The sequence below is a fragment of the Mycobacterium sp. NGS56 genome (genome assembly GCF_059812425.1).
On sequence record NZ_JCALCQ010000006.1, the window covers coordinates 114,597 to 129,698 of the forward strand.

Sequence of the window (15,102 nt, forward strand, 5' to 3'; positions counted from 1 at the left end):
GCCGGCTCGCGCGACAGCTATGCAGGGCAGGATAACGACATGGACCGTAAGCGTGTCGTCGTCGCCGGGCTCGGGGACACCGGCGTCCTCGCGGCGATCCGGCTGTCCCGGCATGCCGACGTCGTCGGGATCTCGGCCAAACCCGCGCTGGTGAGCGGACAGGAACTCGGCGTCCGGCTCTCGCGTCCGCACGACTGGGCCCGCGACTACTGGATCCCGTTCGACCGGTTCCGCCGCCTCGACGGCGTGCGCACCGTGCAGGCCACGCTGACCGGAGTGGATCTGGCCGCCCGAACCGTCTTCGGCCGAACCGAAAACGGCGCGGCCGTCACCGAGGGCTACGACGCGTTGATCATCTCAACCGGGGTCAGCAACGGCTTTTGGCGCCAGCCGACGGTGCAGTCGGCCGCCGAGATCGGCGCGGGACTGCGCTTTGCGCACGACCGGCTTGCCGCCGCCGCGTCGGTGGTCGTCGTGGGCGGCGGGGCGGCGGCGGTGAGCAGCGCCCTCAACATGGCAACCACCTGGCCGGGCAAGCGGGTCGACCTGTACTTCCCCGGCGAGTCCGCTCTCGAGGGGCACCATCCACGAATATGGCAGCGCATTCGCGGCCGGCTGACCCAGCTGGGGGTCGGCGTGCATCCGGGACATCGCGCGGTGGTGGCCGACGGCTTCGCGGGCGATGAACTGACCAGCGGACCGGTCCACTGGAGCACCGGGCAACTCCCGACCAGCGCCGACGCCGTGCTGTGGGCGATCGGGCGGGTGCGGCCCAACACGGGCTGGCTGCCGGCGGATCTGCTCGATGAGCGGGGGTTCGTGCGCGTGACCCGAGAGCTGCGCGTGCCCGGCCACCGAGCTGTGTTCGCAGTCGGCGACGTCGCGGCGACCGACCCGTTGCGCAGCTCTGCCCGTAACCGCGGCGACGCACTGGTGGCGCGCAACGTCCGCGCCGACTTCGCCGGACGGCCGCTGCGGACGTACCGGGCACCGGCGCGGCGGTGGGGTTCGCTGGTGGGTATACAGCCCAACGGGCTAGAGGTCTTCCTGCCCACCGGGCATGCTTTCCGCTTCCCATCCTGGTCGGTCGAGCGCGTGGTGATGCCGTGGATCGTGCGTTGGGGCATGTACCGGGGGGTGCGCCGAAACAACCCGCTCGGTTAAGGAGCCGGCCGACGGCGTCAGGCGCTGTTGAGCAGCAGCATGAGCCCGTAATCCATGTGGATTTGTTGGTGGCAATGCAGCAGCGAAAGGCCGGGTTGATCGGCGACGAAATCGATCTCCATGCTTTGGTAGCCGCCGAGCATCGCGACGTCCTTGCGCACGCCGGCAGTCGGTGTCCCCGCGAACCGGGTGATCTCGAAACTGTGCCGGTGCAGATGCATCGGATGCAGGTCGTCGCTGGCATTACGCAGACGCAACCGGTAGCGCCTACCACGCTCTATGTTCAGCACGGGTTTGTTGGTGCCCATCGCAAAAGGCGCACCGTTGATCGTCCAGACGTTGAAACCGTCGTCGGCGGCGTTGCGTTTCTCGATCAACATGTCGATGACGTGATCGGGTGGTGCAGCGCCCTTCTGCTGGCCGAACAGCCGGTAATCCCACCGGAACGACGGCGGCGGCGCCCATCGCGCATCCCCACTGCGCCCGGCATATTCGACAACCACACCCAATCCGCGCCCGCGGTCGTCGTCGGACAAATCGCCCAACACCCAAACACCCGGATTCGTCATGTCGACTATTGCCGAGATCCGTTCGCCCGCACCGAGCCATAACACCGGCACCACCGTCCGCGTGGGTACCGCGTTGCCGTCCAGCGCCACCACGTCAAAGGTGTGGCCGGGCAGGGCCAAGCTTCGAGTTTCAGTGGCGCTGCCGTTGAGAACGTGCAGCAGCACCCGTTGACCGGCTTGCACGCGGATGGGATCGCCGTGGCCGAGCATGCGTCCGTTGATGGCGAATGCCTCGTAATTCACCTCGTTGCCGGGCGACTCACCTCGCCGCAGCGAAGCGGCCATCGACGACTCACCTCTCTCCTTCAGATCTTCGTCTTGTTCACCGGCCAGAAATTCGGTGGCCATGTCACCCCCGCGGCTCAACGTGGGCTCAAACTCCTTGAGCGTCAGGAAGACTTCTTTATCGTAAGCACCGGCGTTTTGGGCCGCCTCGATGTAGACCGGGCCCACCAGCCCGCTGTACTGCCCCCGGGACAGATCGGCGCGCGGCACGACGTGGGTGTGATAGAAGCGGAAGCCGGCCGGACCGGGGACGAAAGAAATTCTCCGCATGCCATGTGCGGGTATGTCGGGGGTTCCCTCTTCGGCGGCGCCGTCGACATCGGCACCCAGGTGCTGACCATGCCAATGCAATTGTTCTGGCAAATCCGTGTCGTTGAAGACGTCGACCCAAGTACGCCGACCCTCCTTGAAGCGCAACAGCGGACCGGGAAATTGACCGTTGTAGGTCAGGGTCGACACGATCCGGTCCGGGGCCAATTCGACCTTCCCCGAGCCGATCCGCAGCGTGTAATCCGCTTTGCCGCTGGGCGGACCCGCCGGCGGGGGATGCGAACAACCGGCCCCCCAGAGGGCGGTGACGCTCCCCGTAGCGCCCGTCAGGGCGAGGCCAGCGCGGACGCAGAACTCGCGCCGGTTGAGCGTCACGCTCACCGCCCGCCCGCGCGGGCACTCAAAACGGGTACCAAGAAATCGACGCGCCGACTCAATTCGCCTGCCACACGCTGGAATTCCGGGTATGTAGCACCGGCGGCGGACGGGTCAGGCACGCTCCAATGTGTCGTCGTCGGCAGCTCATGCTCGCGCGCGTATTCGCGCACCTTGTCACACAATGTGATCACGCAGTCGAAGCGGCGTCGGGAAACCGTGACCAGAGCTTGAGGCCGGGTGCCGCTGAGGTCGATGCCGTACTCGGCTCGCATGACCCGGATGGCGTTTGGGTGGAGCCGAGATTTCGGGTGGCTGCCAGCGCTCGCCGTTCGAATACGCCTCTGGCCCTTCTTGTCTAGCAGCGCCGCAGCCATCGGTGACCGCGCGCTGTTCCCGGTGCACAAGAACAACACCGACCGCTGTGGCGCCTTGATGGACGGCATGGGCGTCAACGCCGGGTGCAAAGCGGCGGCGGCCTCATCGAACGCGGCCGCGCACTTCGTCAGGTTCAACCAGTAGTAGATGTCGCGGCTGTCAAAACTACTGCGCCGCGCATCGATCAGCCCGGCCGAGCGCAACAGCCGCAAGTGATAAGAGACCAGATTCTGCGGCTCGCCAACAGCGGCAGCCAATTCCCGCACCCGCTGGTCCCCGGATGCCAATTCGGCCAGCAGCGCCCACCGCAGTGGATGTGATGCCATCTGCATCAGCGGTGGGACGGGCCCTCGATTCGCTGCCATAACCCCGCACAATACATCAAACTGATTTGATAAGTTGCACACCGCGCAGGTGACACGATGTTCTTCACTCCGGACTGTCAGGAGGCCGAGTGTCCAAAAACACCCCGATGAGTGTTCCGGCCGACCAAAACGAAATGCGGCGCAGCCTTGGCGTTTTCGATGCGGTGACGATCGGGCTCGGGTCGATGATCGGCGCCGGGATCTTCGCGGCGCTGGGACCCGCGGCGCGTGCGGCCGGCTCGGGACTAATGCTGGGTCTGGCGTTGGCCGCGGTCGTGGCCTACTGCAACGCCACTTCCTCCGCGCGGCTGGCGGCACGCTACCCCGCATCGGGCGGCACCTATGTCTATGGCCGAAACCGGTTGGGAGACTTCTGGGGCTACCTGGCCGGGTGGGGCTTTGTCGTCGGCAAAACCGCGTCGTGTGCGGCGATGGCCTTGACCATCGGCCTGTATGTGTGGCCGGCGCAGGCGCATGCGGTGGCCGTCGCGGCGGTAATCGCGCTGACCGCGCTTAACTACGCCGGCGTGCAGAAGTCGGCCTGGCTGACCCGTGTCATCGTTTCCGCCGTGCTCGCGGTGCTGGCCGGGGTGTGCGTCGCCGCGTTCAGCTCGCCGGCCGCCGACGCCGATCGACTCCGGTTGAGCGGCGCCACCATTGGCGGCGTTATCCAGGCCGCGGGTCTGCTGTTCTTCGCGTTCGCCGGCTATGCGCGCATCGCGACACTGGGCGAGGAGGTGCGCGACCCGGCCCGCACCATCCCACGGGCGATACCGCTGGCGCTCGCCGTCACCCTGGCGGTCTACGCACTGGTCGCCGTGGCAGCGCTCACGGCGCTGGGACCCGACCGTCTCGCCCAGACCGCCGCCCCGCTGGTCGAGACGGCCCGCGCCGCGGGCACGGGCTGGCTGGCGCCCCTCATCCAAGTGGGGGCGGCGACCGCGGCGGTGGGTTCCCTGCTCGCGCTGATTCTCGGCGTCTCGCGCACCACACTGGCCATGGCCCGGGATCACCATCTGCCCCACGCGCTGGCCGCCGTGCACCCCCGGTTCCGGGTGCCCCACCGCGCGGAGTTGCTGGTCGGCGTCGTCGTGGCGATCCTGGCAGCCGCCACCGACCTTCGCGACGCCATCGGTTTTTCGTCGTTCGCCGTACTGATCTACTACGCCGTCGCCAACGCCTCCGCATTCACTCTCGGACCCGAGGAGGGCCGCCCGCACCGCGCCATTCCGGTGATCGGGTTGCTCGGCTGCCTGATGCTGGCTTTCGCGATGCCACTGCGGTCCGTACTTTCCGGTGCGTTGGTTCTGGGCATCGGCATCACCGCCTATCTGATTCGCCGTCTTGTCGCCCCGATGCGGTTGCGACGCAACCGAAATCGCACTTGATTTCGGCAATACCGCAGGAGCCGGCCGACCCGCCGGCGGGCACATCGCAACAACGTGATTCTCGAGGGGCCGCACGGGGAAGACTGACCGGATGTCCGATCCGGGAACCGAAGCATTCGACAAGCTGGTGGCGCTGCTGGACTATCCGATGTACGTCGTCACCACCCAGGCCGACGGCACCCCGGCCGGCTGTTTGGTGGGTTTCGCCAGCCAGACCAGCATCCATCCGCCCCGATTCCTGGTCGGCCTGTCCCAGCGCAACCACACGTTCCGCATCGCCCGCGACGCCTCCCACGTTGCCGTGCACGTGTTCGGCCGCGAGCACCTGGACGTGGTGGAGCTCTTCGGCGGCCAGACCAGTGACGAGGTCGACAAGTTCGGTCGCTGTTCCTGGCATCCCGGCCCCGAGGAGATGCCCATCCTCGACGACGCCGCCGCCTGGTTCGTCGGCGAGATCCTAGAACGGTTCTCGCTGGGCGACCACGTCGGGCACCTGCTCGCACCGGTGGACGGCAGCCCACCACAGGAACTCGAGACCTGGGTGTCCTTCAGCGACGTGCACGAGCTTCAACCCGGCCACGAGGCCTAGCGTGTGAGCGAGTCACCCCGGATCGCCGCCGTCTCCGGCATCACCGAACTCGCGCCCTTCTACGCCGATCCCCCAGATGGCGTGCGAGCCAACATGATCTTCAGCGCCGACGGCGCGGCCGCGTTCGGCGGTCGCGCGGGTCCGCTGTCATGCCCCACCGATCAACGCCTCTTCAACATTCTGCGCGGCCTGGCCGACGTCGTACTCGTCGGCGCCGGCACCGCACGCGCCGAAAACTATGGCCCGGTAACGCTCAGCGATGCGGCTCGCGCCAGACGGCATCACGAGGGGCGAATCGGACCACCCCCGATCGCCGTGGTGAGCCGCAGTGGTGAACTGCCGGCCCGGCTGTTCAGCAACCCGGACCAGCCGCCGATCCTGGTGACCTGCGCACGTACCGCCGCGCGATACGACCTCGACGAAGACCGGCAACACATCATGGTTGCCGGGGCGGACTCGGTGGACGTCTCCCGGGCGGTCGCGATACTGCGTGAGCAAGGCATGCATCACATCTTGTGCGAGGGTGGACCGACGCTGCTCGACGAGCTGGTGGAAGCCGACGTGGTGACCGAGATCTGCGTGACGCTAGCCCCCAAGCTTGCTGCGAACCAGCCGGTGGGCCACCGGCTGCACCCGGCGCGGCTGCCCGGCCCGGTCACCATGAGCCTCGAGCACGCCTTGGTCAGCGACGGCTATTTGTATCTGAAGTATCGCCGGTGAGCGCGCGGCCCGCCGAATGCGCGTACGCAAAAGCGCTCAACATGCAGCAGACGACACCTCTTCCTATGATGAAAATGCCCGGTTTCAAACCCGATCGAGTCGCTTCGCGCGACCGTCCCCGCACTTGATCGCCGTCCACTCCCAGATGCACACAGAATAGGATCACCGGCCAGGTGAGCAGTTCAGCCGACGACCATGATTACCGCAATCTAGCGGTGAACCGGTTGCGCCCCAGTGAAATCCACTGGGCGCTGAACCACGACGCGGTGCACGGAATCGCCTACGCGTTCAGAAACCCCGTCGCGGTCGCGGATTCCCTCGAAGACCCCGACGACGACCGAAAGACCTACCTGGTGCGGGTGAAGCGCGATGACCTGGCCAACGCGCTGGAAAAGATCAACGAATGGATCTTTGACAATCCCGGCCCGGCCGGCATGCAGGCGTACGGATTCGTCCGGGCGCTGTCCCGAGAAGGACTCACCAGCGATGACGACCACCGCTGACTCCGCCCTCTCGAATTAGCTGGCTTTCGCTATTCGCCGTGCCGCCTGGTCGCCGAAACCCTAGCCTTATGCCTGCATGCCACCGCATACGCGGATCGGCGCAGGAACTGGCCGGGTGGGTGCGGGCGCCGGCGGTCGGTTGCGGCGCACGGCCGGCGGGTGAGGAGTTTCGATGAGTGACGCGACCGCGGATTCGCGGGAAGGGACGCAATTCGGGCCGTATCGGCTGCGGCGGTTGGTCGGTCGCGGTGGCATGGGCGATGTCTACGAGGCCGAGGACACGGTCCGCGAGCGCATTGTGGCTCTGAAACTGATGTCGCGGACGCTGTCGAATGACCCGGTCTTCCGCTCACGGATGCAGCGCGAGGCGCGCACCGCCGGGCGGCTGCATGAACCGCACGTGGTGCCCATCCACGACTTCGGCGAGATTGACGGCCAGCTTTACGTGGACATGCGGCTGATCGACGGCAAGGACCTGGCCAGCATGCTGAAGCGCTACGGGCCGATATCCCCACCGCGGGCCGTAGCGATCATCCGCCAGATCGGTTCGGCGCTCGATGCCGCCCACGCCGCGGGGATCCTGCATCGAGATGTGAAGCCGGAAAACATTCTGGTGAGCGCCGACGACTTCGCTTATCTCGTCGATTTCGGCATCGCCAGCGCCACTTCCGACGAAAAGCTCACGCAATTCGGCACCACCGTGGGCACCGCCAAATACATGGCCCCGGAACGGTTCGGCAACGCCCAAATAACCCATAAGGCCGACATCTACGCTCTGGCTTGCGTGCTGTACGAGTGCCTGACCGGCTCGCCGCCCTACACGGGCGACCAGCTGAGCGTGATGGGCGCACATGTGCACCAGCCGATCCCGCGACCGAGCGCGGCGCGGCCCAGCATCATCCCGGCCGCCTTCGATCCGCTGATCGCCCGCGGCATGGCCAAGGACCCCGCGGACCGCTTCCTCACCTGCGGTGACCTGTCGGCGGCCGCTTATGGCGCACTGGCCGCACCCGACCGGGATCGAGCCACCGACATTCTGGAGCGCAGCCAAATCGCCGCCCCGCCGGCCGCATTCGCCAGTCCGCCGGCAGGCGGCGTTGCGCCCGGGCCGCCCGGCCCGGCGCCACAACCGGTCAGCTCTTGGCCGGCGCCGTCGACCGGCGGGCAAGCCTTGGCGTCCGGCGGACCGGGGCTGCACCCGACGGCCTGGGGCGGGCCGCCGGTGTGGACCAATGTCGGTGGCCCGGTGACCCCGCCCTGGGGTCAACCGCTGCGGACCAGCCGCAAGCCCTGGCTCTGGGTTGGTATCGCCGCCACCCTTACGGTGGTGCTCATCGGGGTGGTCCTCGGCGTCGTTCGTCCCTGGGAGTCGAACTCCCGGCCGGCGCCGGTCCCGCCTCCGCCGCCGGCGGATGCCGTCGCGCTGCGGATCCTCGACGACGGTGTGTTCGTGGGTAGTTCGGCGGCCCAGACCACGATCGACATCTTCAACGAACCGATCTGTCCGCCGTGTGGCAGCTTCATCAGGTCCAATGCCGCCGACATCGACGCCGCGGTGAACAACAAAAAGCTCGCCGTGCGCTATCACCTGCTCAACTTCCTCGACGAAAAGTCGCACAGTCAGGACTACTCGACGCGCGCGGTGGCGGCCACTTACTGTGTCGCCGCGCAGAGCGACCCCAAGCTCTATGCCGACTTCTATTCGGGCTTGTTCGCCAGCAACTTTCAGCCACAAGAAGGTGCTGCCGAAGACCGCACCGACGGCGAGCTCGCGCAATTGGCCAAGACGGTCGGCGCGGATGCCGGCGTCGTCACCTGTATCAAGTCCGGCGATGAGATCGGCACGGCCAAGGCCAAAGCCGCAAACGGCTACTCGACCATGTCGGCAGACAACGCCAACGCGACACCGTTCGTATGGGACGGTAGCACGGCGGTGAACTACCAGAATCCGTCCTGGCTGACAAAACTCACCGGGTAGCAAGCGGCCAAAGGCCCGTCCGGCCTAGTCGGTAACCGGCTCCGAATCATCTTCGCGCTCAGTGTCTTCCACCGTCAACGGCAACGCCAGCTCCTCGAGCGGACGCTGCTCGGCGGCGATGCCAAGCCACAGTTCGACCAGGCCGGCCGCGGCCATCACAACCGCCCCGATGAGGAATGACCAGACCACCTCGCTGCGCAAGCCCGAGTTGATCAGCTGACCGAAGAGCAACGGGCCGGTGATACCGCCGATCGCCGTGCCCATCGCGTAGAAGAACGCGATCGCCAGCGCCCTGGTTTCCATCGGGAAGATCTCGCTGACGGTCAGGTACGCCGCGCTGGCCCCCGCCGACGCCAGGAAGAACGCGACGATCAGCACGCCGATGAACGCCCAGACACCGCCGGCCCGGGTAACGAAGACCAGCGCCAGCACCACCACCGCCGCCGCGGAGCCGATGTAGGTCAGCGTGATCATCGGCTTGCGGCCAACGGTGTCGAACAGATGCCCCAGCACCAGCGGCCCGGCGAAATTGCTCAGGGCCCACAGCACGAAGAACACCGGCACCGTGCCCGACGGCACATCGTAGAAGTGGTTCAGCAGCGTGCCGAGGTTGAACGTGACGCCGTTGTAGAGGAATGCCTGCCCGATGAACAGTGCCAGCCCGAGGATCGCGCGCCGCGGATACAGCTTGAAAGCCACGGCGGCGATCTCCCGGAACGAAATCGCCGTGCGCTGACGGATCCGCAGCGCCTTGCCCTCCGGTGCGGGAAGCGGTTGGCCGGTCTCGTGCTGGACCGCCTCTTCGATGTCGCCGACGATCTGTTCCGCTTCGTCGTCGCGGCCATGAATGAACAGCCAGCGGGGGCTCTCCGGGACGTTGCGTCGCACCAGCAGCACGAAAATGCCGAGGATGGCGCCGATGCCGAAGGCGAGCCGCCAGCCGAGGTTGGGCGGGAAATTCGACGTGTTCAACAGGATCAGCGCGCCGCCCGCCCCGGCGGCCGAACCCAGCCAATACGTGCCGTTGATAATCAGGTCGACGCGACCGCGCACTCGCGCCGGAATCAACTCGTCGATGGCCGAATTGATGGCTGCGTATTCGCCACCGATGCCTGCCCCGGTGAAGAAACGGGTCAAGAAGAAATACCACGGGGCGAAGGCGAACGCGGTGGCGACCGTGGCCACCAAATAGAGGGCGAGGGTCAGGATGAACAGGTTTCGCCGGCCGAAGCGGTCGGTCAGGTGACCGAAGAACAGCGCCCCCGAGCACGCCCCGGCGATGTAGATCGCCGCCGCCATGCCGATCTGCGCGGCGTCCAGCGCTATGCCGCTGCCCGGCTCCATGAGCCGGGCCGACACGTTGCCGACCATCGTGACCTCAAGCCCATCGAGCACCCACACCCCGCCCAGGCCCACCACGACGCGCCAGTGAAAACGCGACCACGGCAGCCGGTCCAGCCGCGCCGGCACATGCGTCGAGATGGTTTTGGTCTGCGCGGTCGCACTCATGCGGTCTCCGTTCTGGTGTGACAGAGCATTTACCCACCAAAGCCCGTCCCTAGCCCTCGGCGAGGCCTCGAAACTCCGCCGCGCCCGCCGGCGTCAGCCACGCTCGGAACGGGACTCCTCGGGAGTCCAGGCCTGCGGCTGGCCGGGATGGCCGGGAAAGAGGAAGTCGATGAAGGCCGCGGCCGTTGGCTGCGGCTCGTGGTTGGCCAGCCCCGGGCGCTCATTGGCCTCGATGAAGGCGTACTCGGCGCCCGCGACGTCGGGCACCAACAGATCGATGCCGGTCACCGGGATGCCGATCGCTTCGGCCGCCGTCACCGCGACGCGGCACAGTTCGCTGTTCACGTGCGCGGTGACGTCGTGGATGGTGCCGCCCTGATGCAGGTTGGCGGTGCGCCGGACCCGCAGCCGGGTCCCCTGCGGCAGCACGTCGTCCATCTTCCAGCCCGCCTCGGCAATCGTCGACTCCGTGAGGTCGTCGATCGGGATGCGGGACTCACCGCCGGTGGCCGCCGAGCGCCGCCGGCTCTCCGCGGCGATCAGGTCCCGCACGCTGTGTTCGCCCGTGCCGATGATCTCCGGTGGCATCCGCAGCGCGGCGGCGACGACGCGGCCGTCGATCACGACGAGGCGAAGGTCGTCGCCAGTCACCCGCTGCTCGATCAGCACGTCCGGGTATTGCTGGCGGGCCCGCGCCAGGGCGGAGCTGAGGTCGTCGGGCCCGTTGTCCGGGACGACCCCAACGGTAATGCCCTTCCCCTGCTCGCCACGCGTCGGTTTGACGACGACCTCGCCGACCTCCTTGAGGAAGGCGAAATCGCTCTCATCAAAGGTGGCCAGCCGCGCCCGGGGCACGGTGATGCCCGCCTCTGAGACCAGGCGCCGCGTCAGCCGCTTGTCGTCGCAGCGGCACATGGCCACCGCGGAGGTGTACTCGGACAGCGATTCCCGGGTGATGACGCTGCGGCCACCGTGGGTCAGGCGCATTTCGCCGGTCTCGGCGTCGAGCACCTCGACCCAGATCCCGCGGCGCAGCGCTTCGTCGGCGATGATCCGGGCGTACGGGTTGAGGTCATCGATGGTCTCCGGCGGCGGACTGAACAGCGGCTCGTTGATCGCGTTCTTGCGCTTGATCGCCAGCACCGGGACGCGACGGAAACCCAGCTTCTCGTAAAGACCGATGGCGGCGGCATTGTCGTGCGCCACCGACAGATCCATGTACGCCCGGCCAGCGCTGCGGAAGTGCTCGGCCAGCGCCCTGGTGAGGGCCCCCCCGACACCGGGTAGCCCCGCGGCCGGATCCACCGCCAGGGTCCACAGGCTCGACCCCTTTTCCGGGTCGTTGAACAGCAACTCGTGGTCGACGCCGGTGACGGTGCCGACCACCGCGCCGTCCTCGTCGCGCACCGCGAGCAGATACTTCACCGCAGGCACGTGCTGATGGTTGTGCCAGATGACGTCGACGCCTGCCGGGACCATGCCGCAGCGCACGTAAACGCGATTCATGGCGTCGGCGTCGATCGGGTCGTTGAGTGTGCGCACCGTGAGGCCCAGCGGCGCCGCCGCAAGCTTTTTCGTCTTAGGGGTGAAACGCAGCCGGTAGGTGTGGCTGGGGTCGATGAACAGCTCGGTGGGCGCCTCGGCCACCACCACGTGGGATTCCCGGGCGTAGATGCAGATGTCGCGGCGCCCGGGTCCCTCGCGACGCAGCGCTTCGACCAGTTCCTGCGAATTGGCGAAGGTTTGCCCGAATATCAGTCGGCCCCAACCCAATTCGAGTTCGACATCCTTGGCCATCGCGTCGACCAGCTCGGGCGGTGAAGCATCGTGCAAGCCGAGCGTGATCGCCTCGGTGTGGTCGCCGGACGGATCGACCATGGTCATGCAACCGGACCGGTGACACCGTGGCGCTGCAACCACAGCTCGAGCAGGGCGATCTGCCAGAGCTCGTTACCGCGCAGCGGGGTCAGTTTGCCGTTGGGGTTGGCCAGCAGCGCGTCCACCGCGTCGGTGTTGAACAGGCCGCGTTCCTTGGCGGTGGGCGCGTAGAGAGCGTCACGGACCATGTCGAGGTAAGGGCCCTCCAGATGGGTCAGCGCCGGGACCGGGAAGTAGCCCTTGGGGCGATCGATGACCTCCGCCGGAATCACCCGTCGCGCAGCCTGTTTCAAAACGCCCTTGCCTCCGTGGGCGATCTTGAGTTCTGGCGGACAAGTAGCTGCCAGCTCGACCAACTCGTGGTCGAGGAACGGCACCCGGCCTTCCAACCCCCACGCCATCGTCATGTTGTCGACCCGCTTCACCGGGTCGTCGATCAGCATCACCGTCGTGTCGAGCCGCAGTGCGCGGTCGATACCCGTCTCGGCGCCTGCCTGCGCGAAATGCTCGGTGACGAAACGCAGGCTCGGGTCGTCGGGCGCGATGATGCCCGATCCGACCAGCGCCGAAACCCCGGCCGCATCGCGGTCGAAGAAGGCGCCGCGGTATTGGGCGACGGCACCGTCGAGGGTCGCCGCGGCTGGGTCGCCCATCGGCGGGTACCAGTGGTAGCCGGCGAACACCTCGTCGGCGCCCTGACCGGATTGCACAACCTTCACGTGCCGGGCCACTTCTTGGCTGAGCAGATAGAACGCGACGCAGTCGTGACTGACCATCGGCTCGCTCATCGCCCCGATGGCCCCGTCGAGCGCGGGCAGCATCCGATCGGAATCGATGCGGATCTGGTGGTGGTCGGTCTCGAAGCGCTCGGCCACGATGTCGGAGTACTGGAATTCGTCGCCTTTGACGCCACCCGCTGACTCGAAGCCGATGGAGAAGGTCGACAACCCGTGTTGGCCGGCTTCGGCGAGCAGACCCACGATCAGGCTGGAGTCCACGCCGCCCGACAGCAGGCAACCGACCGGCACGTCGGCGACCAGGCGGCGCTGCACCGCGAGCCGCAGCGTCGACAGCACGGCGTCTTCCCAGTCGCGTTCCGACCAGTCCGCGCGGTCCTGATGGCGGGTGAAGTCGGGCGCCCAGTACGTGGTCACGGTGCGCCTGCCGTCGGGTTCGATGGCGACGAGCGAGGCCGGAGGCACCTTGCGGACTCCCCGCAGGATGGTATTCGGCGCGGGTACCACCGAGTGGAAGCTCATGTAGTGGTGCAGCGCTACCGGGTCTATGCGGGTGTCCACGCCGCCCCCGGCCAGCAGGGCCGGCAGGGTGGACGCGAACCGGACCCGGCGGCTGTCTTCGGTCAGGTACAGCGGCTTGATGCCGAGCCGGTCCCGTCCGAGCAGCACCCGCCCGCTGTCGCGTTCGACGATGGCGAAGGCGAACATGCCGAACAGACGGCTGACGAAGTCATCGCCCCACCGGTGGTAGGCCTTGATCAGAACTTCGGTGTCGCTGTGCGAGAAGAACCGGTAGCCGTACCCGCTGAGTTCCTGCCGCAACGCCTTGTAGTTGTAGATGCAACCGTTCCACGCCAGGGACAGACCCAGCTCGGAGTCGATCATCGGCTGGGCGCCCGCTTCGGTCAGGTCAATGATCTTGAGGCGACGGTGGCCGAGCGCAACCCGGCCCTGCGACCAGGCGCCTCCGGTATCCGGGCCCCGTGGCGTCAGCACGGCGGCCATCGACGAGACCGCCGCTACGTCGGGCGCCTGCCCGTCGAGCCGTACCTCCCCGGTGACTCCGCACACGCCTTCGACCCTACCGTTGCCCGAACGGAAGCGGCCAGATGGCCGCTTCGACATGCGTCGACGCGCCCCGTTGCCGGTCCACGTGCAATCGGTGGATTCTGGCGCTCACCAGGTCACGAACGGACCGACGACAATTGAGCACCCGACGGAATCACCCGCCCCGGGGCGGGCCTGCGCACCCGGCCATCCGTAGACGAATGATCGTGGGGGCAGGCTTCGGAGCTGAAAAAAGCCGCGGGCCAGCCATCTCGTTCGCCCTCGCGATTAGCCCCGGTGGGCCGCAGACGCGAACAAGTGGCGAATGAAAATGGCCGTCGCGCAACAGGTTTCATCAGCCGGCCGGCCGCGACCGCCCGGCCCCGTTGTGCATTGGTCCTGGCCGCTTAAACATGTTGCGCGGGAACGTAATTCACACCGCTGCACCCACTCGGCCCGCCGGGCAGAGTGGCCGTCATTCTCAGCCGATGGCGGTGTTTGCGCTGCGCCGCACTGGGTACAGTCGTGGCAATGTGGGGGTCAGTCCTGGGTTTGGGGGTTCTGGCGGCACTTAATCCGGTGCGTCTCGGCCTAGCTCTTTTGATGATCTCGCGTCCGAGGCCGGGGCCGAATTTGCTCGCCTATTGGGTCGGCGGCCTCACCGTATGTGTACCCGAGCTGCTCGTGCCGTTGATACTGCTGAACTTCACCTTTGTGTTCGGCTCATTGGGCCACAGCTCGGCCACCCCGACGGGGAGCTCCGCCCTCCCGCGAATTCAGATTGGCCTGGGTGTAATTGCGCTGACGATTGCCGCGGTGATGGCCGTGCGCTTTTCGACACGTCAGCGCGCCGAGGCGCGGGCAACGAGCAATGGGAACTCGGCACTCGCACCGGCCCCGGAGACGCCGGTGGCACTTCCGCGATTCTTGAGCCGCGCCCGCGATGTTTCGTCCGACGACCGTTCTGTGATCCGGCGCTTGCTCCAGCGCGCCCATCGCGCCTGGGAGAACGGATCGTTGTGGATTGCGTGGGTGATCGGGGTGGCTTCGGTCCCGGTCGATGGCGTGTTCTTCATCCTCGCGATCATCGTGGCCTCGAGGGCACCGGTTACCGCGCAGGCCGGTGCCTCCGTGGCGTTCTTCCTTTTGATGTATTCCGTCGTCGAGATGATCCTGGTGGGCTATGTGGCCGCGCCGGCTCGCACCGAGGCCCTGCTGCGACGGCTGCATGACTGGGTGCGCACCTACCATCGGCAGATTTTGGTGACTGTGTTCACGGTGGTCGGGATTTCGCAGTTGGCCGAGGGCTTCAACGTCCTGTGATCAGTTGCTGGCACGACGCGAAGC

The 15,102-nt window shown here is 67.0% G+C and carries 12 protein-coding genes; 7 read left to right on the forward strand and 5 right to left on the reverse strand.

Going from position 1 to position 15,102, the window contains the following annotated elements:
- The first annotated feature begins 39 nt into the window (after positions 1-39).
- Positions 40-1,164: an FAD-dependent oxidoreductase gene (locus AC5Y4F_RS16705; RefSeq protein ID WP_499997646.1), complete on the forward strand. Its 1,125-nt coding sequence runs from the start codon at positions 40-42 to the stop codon at positions 1,162-1,164.
- 17 nt (positions 1,165-1,181) lie between these two features.
- On the opposite strand, the gene AC5Y4F_RS16710 is transcribed toward AC5Y4F_RS16705, so the two are convergent.
- Entirely contained in the window at positions 1,182-2,663 is a 1,482-nt protein-coding gene (locus AC5Y4F_RS16710) for a multicopper oxidase family protein (RefSeq protein ID WP_499997647.1), read from the reverse strand.
- A 2-nt stretch (positions 2,664-2,665) separates the two neighbouring features.
- Positions 2,666-3,406 (reverse strand): arsenate reductase/protein-tyrosine-phosphatase family protein, encoded by a 741-nt coding sequence (locus tag AC5Y4F_RS16715; RefSeq protein ID WP_499997648.1) that lies wholly within the window; start codon positions 3,404-3,406, stop codon positions 2,666-2,668.
- A 107-nt stretch (positions 3,407-3,513) separates the two neighbouring features.
- Here AC5Y4F_RS16715 and AC5Y4F_RS16720 point away from each other — a divergent pair, with 107 nt between their 5' ends.
- From AC5Y4F_RS16720 to AC5Y4F_RS16740, 5 genes are all read left to right on the forward strand, one after another.
- A complete protein-coding gene (locus AC5Y4F_RS16720; RefSeq protein ID WP_499997702.1) occupies positions 3,514-4,794 on the forward strand; it encodes an APC family permease in 1,281 nt (426 codons plus the stop codon).
- Between the two features lie 91 nt (positions 4,795-4,885).
- Positions 4,886-5,383, forward strand: a complete 498-nt coding sequence (locus AC5Y4F_RS16725; protein ID WP_067933821.1) for a flavin reductase family protein — start codon at positions 4,886-4,888, stop codon at positions 5,381-5,383.
- Positions 5,384-5,386: 3 nt separating this feature from the next.
- Positions 5,387-6,103, forward strand: coding sequence for a pyrimidine reductase family protein (locus AC5Y4F_RS16730; protein WP_499997649.1), 717 nt, complete (start codon positions 5,387-5,389; stop codon positions 6,101-6,103).
- 173 nt (positions 6,104-6,276) lie between these two features.
- Entirely contained in the window at positions 6,277-6,606 is a 330-nt protein-coding gene (locus AC5Y4F_RS16735; protein ID WP_067933824.1) for a hypothetical protein, read from the forward strand.
- 172 nt (positions 6,607-6,778) lie between these two features.
- Positions 6,779-8,584, forward strand: a complete 1,806-nt coding sequence (locus AC5Y4F_RS16740; protein WP_499997650.1) for a serine/threonine protein kinase PknE — start codon at positions 6,779-6,781, stop codon at positions 8,582-8,584.
- Positions 8,585-8,608: 24 nt separating this feature from the next.
- Here AC5Y4F_RS16740 and AC5Y4F_RS16745 read toward each other — a convergent pair whose 3' ends face one another.
- From AC5Y4F_RS16745 to AC5Y4F_RS16755, 3 genes are all read right to left on the reverse strand, one after another.
- The gene (locus AC5Y4F_RS16745) at positions 8,609-10,093 is read right to left on the reverse strand and encodes an MFS transporter (RefSeq protein WP_499997651.1); all 1,485 of its coding nucleotides are present in this window, start codon (positions 10,091-10,093) and stop codon (positions 8,609-8,611) included.
- A gap of 93 nt (positions 10,094-10,186) precedes the next feature.
- On the reverse strand, positions 10,187-11,977 hold the full coding sequence (ngg, locus tag AC5Y4F_RS16750) for an N-acetylglutaminylglutamine synthetase (protein ID WP_499997652.1): 1,791 nt from the start codon (positions 11,975-11,977) through the stop codon (positions 10,187-10,189).
- Positions 11,974-13,779 carry an N-acetylglutaminylglutamine amidotransferase gene (locus AC5Y4F_RS16755; protein ID WP_499997653.1) on the reverse strand — a complete coding sequence of 602 codons (1,806 nt, stop codon included), beginning with the start codon at positions 13,777-13,779 and terminating at the stop codon, positions 11,974-11,976. Before AC5Y4F_RS16755 ends, ngg begins: the two co-directional genes overlap by 4 nt.
- Positions 13,780-14,286: 507 nt before the next feature.
- Here AC5Y4F_RS16755 and AC5Y4F_RS16760 point away from each other — a divergent pair.
- On the forward strand, positions 14,287-15,078 hold the full coding sequence (locus AC5Y4F_RS16760; RefSeq protein ID WP_499997654.1) for a GAP family protein: 792 nt from the start codon (positions 14,287-14,289) through the stop codon (positions 15,076-15,078).
- Positions 15,079-15,102: the final 24 nt, after the last annotated feature.

Bases quoted from the DNA above. Each gene is read 5' to 3' on its own strand.
- AC5Y4F_RS16740 (WP_499997650.1), top strand. From the start codon at position 6,779: ATGAGTGACGCGACCGCGGATTCGCGGGAAGGGACGCAATTCGGGCCG.
- AC5Y4F_RS16745 (WP_499997651.1), bottom strand. From the start codon at position 10,093: ATGAGTGCGACCGCGCAGACCAAAACCATCTCGACGCATGTGCCGGCG.
- ngg (WP_499997652.1), bottom strand. From the start codon at position 11,977: ATGACCATGGTCGATCCGTCCGGCGACCACACCGAGGCGATCACGCTC.
- AC5Y4F_RS16760 (WP_499997654.1), top strand. From the start codon at position 14,287: ATGTGGGGGTCAGTCCTGGGTTTGGGGGTTCTGGCGGCACTTAATCCG.
- AC5Y4F_RS16705 (WP_499997646.1), top strand. From the start codon at position 40: ATGGACCGTAAGCGTGTCGTCGTCGCCGGGCTCGGGGACACCGGCGTC.
- AC5Y4F_RS16715 (WP_499997648.1), bottom strand. From the start codon at position 3,406: ATGGCAGCGAATCGAGGGCCCGTCCCACCGCTGATGCAGATGGCATCA.
- AC5Y4F_RS16725 (WP_067933821.1), top strand. From the start codon at position 4,886: ATGTCCGATCCGGGAACCGAAGCATTCGACAAGCTGGTGGCGCTGCTG.
- AC5Y4F_RS16720 (WP_499997702.1), top strand. From the start codon at position 3,514: ATGAGTGTTCCGGCCGACCAAAACGAAATGCGGCGCAGCCTTGGCGTT.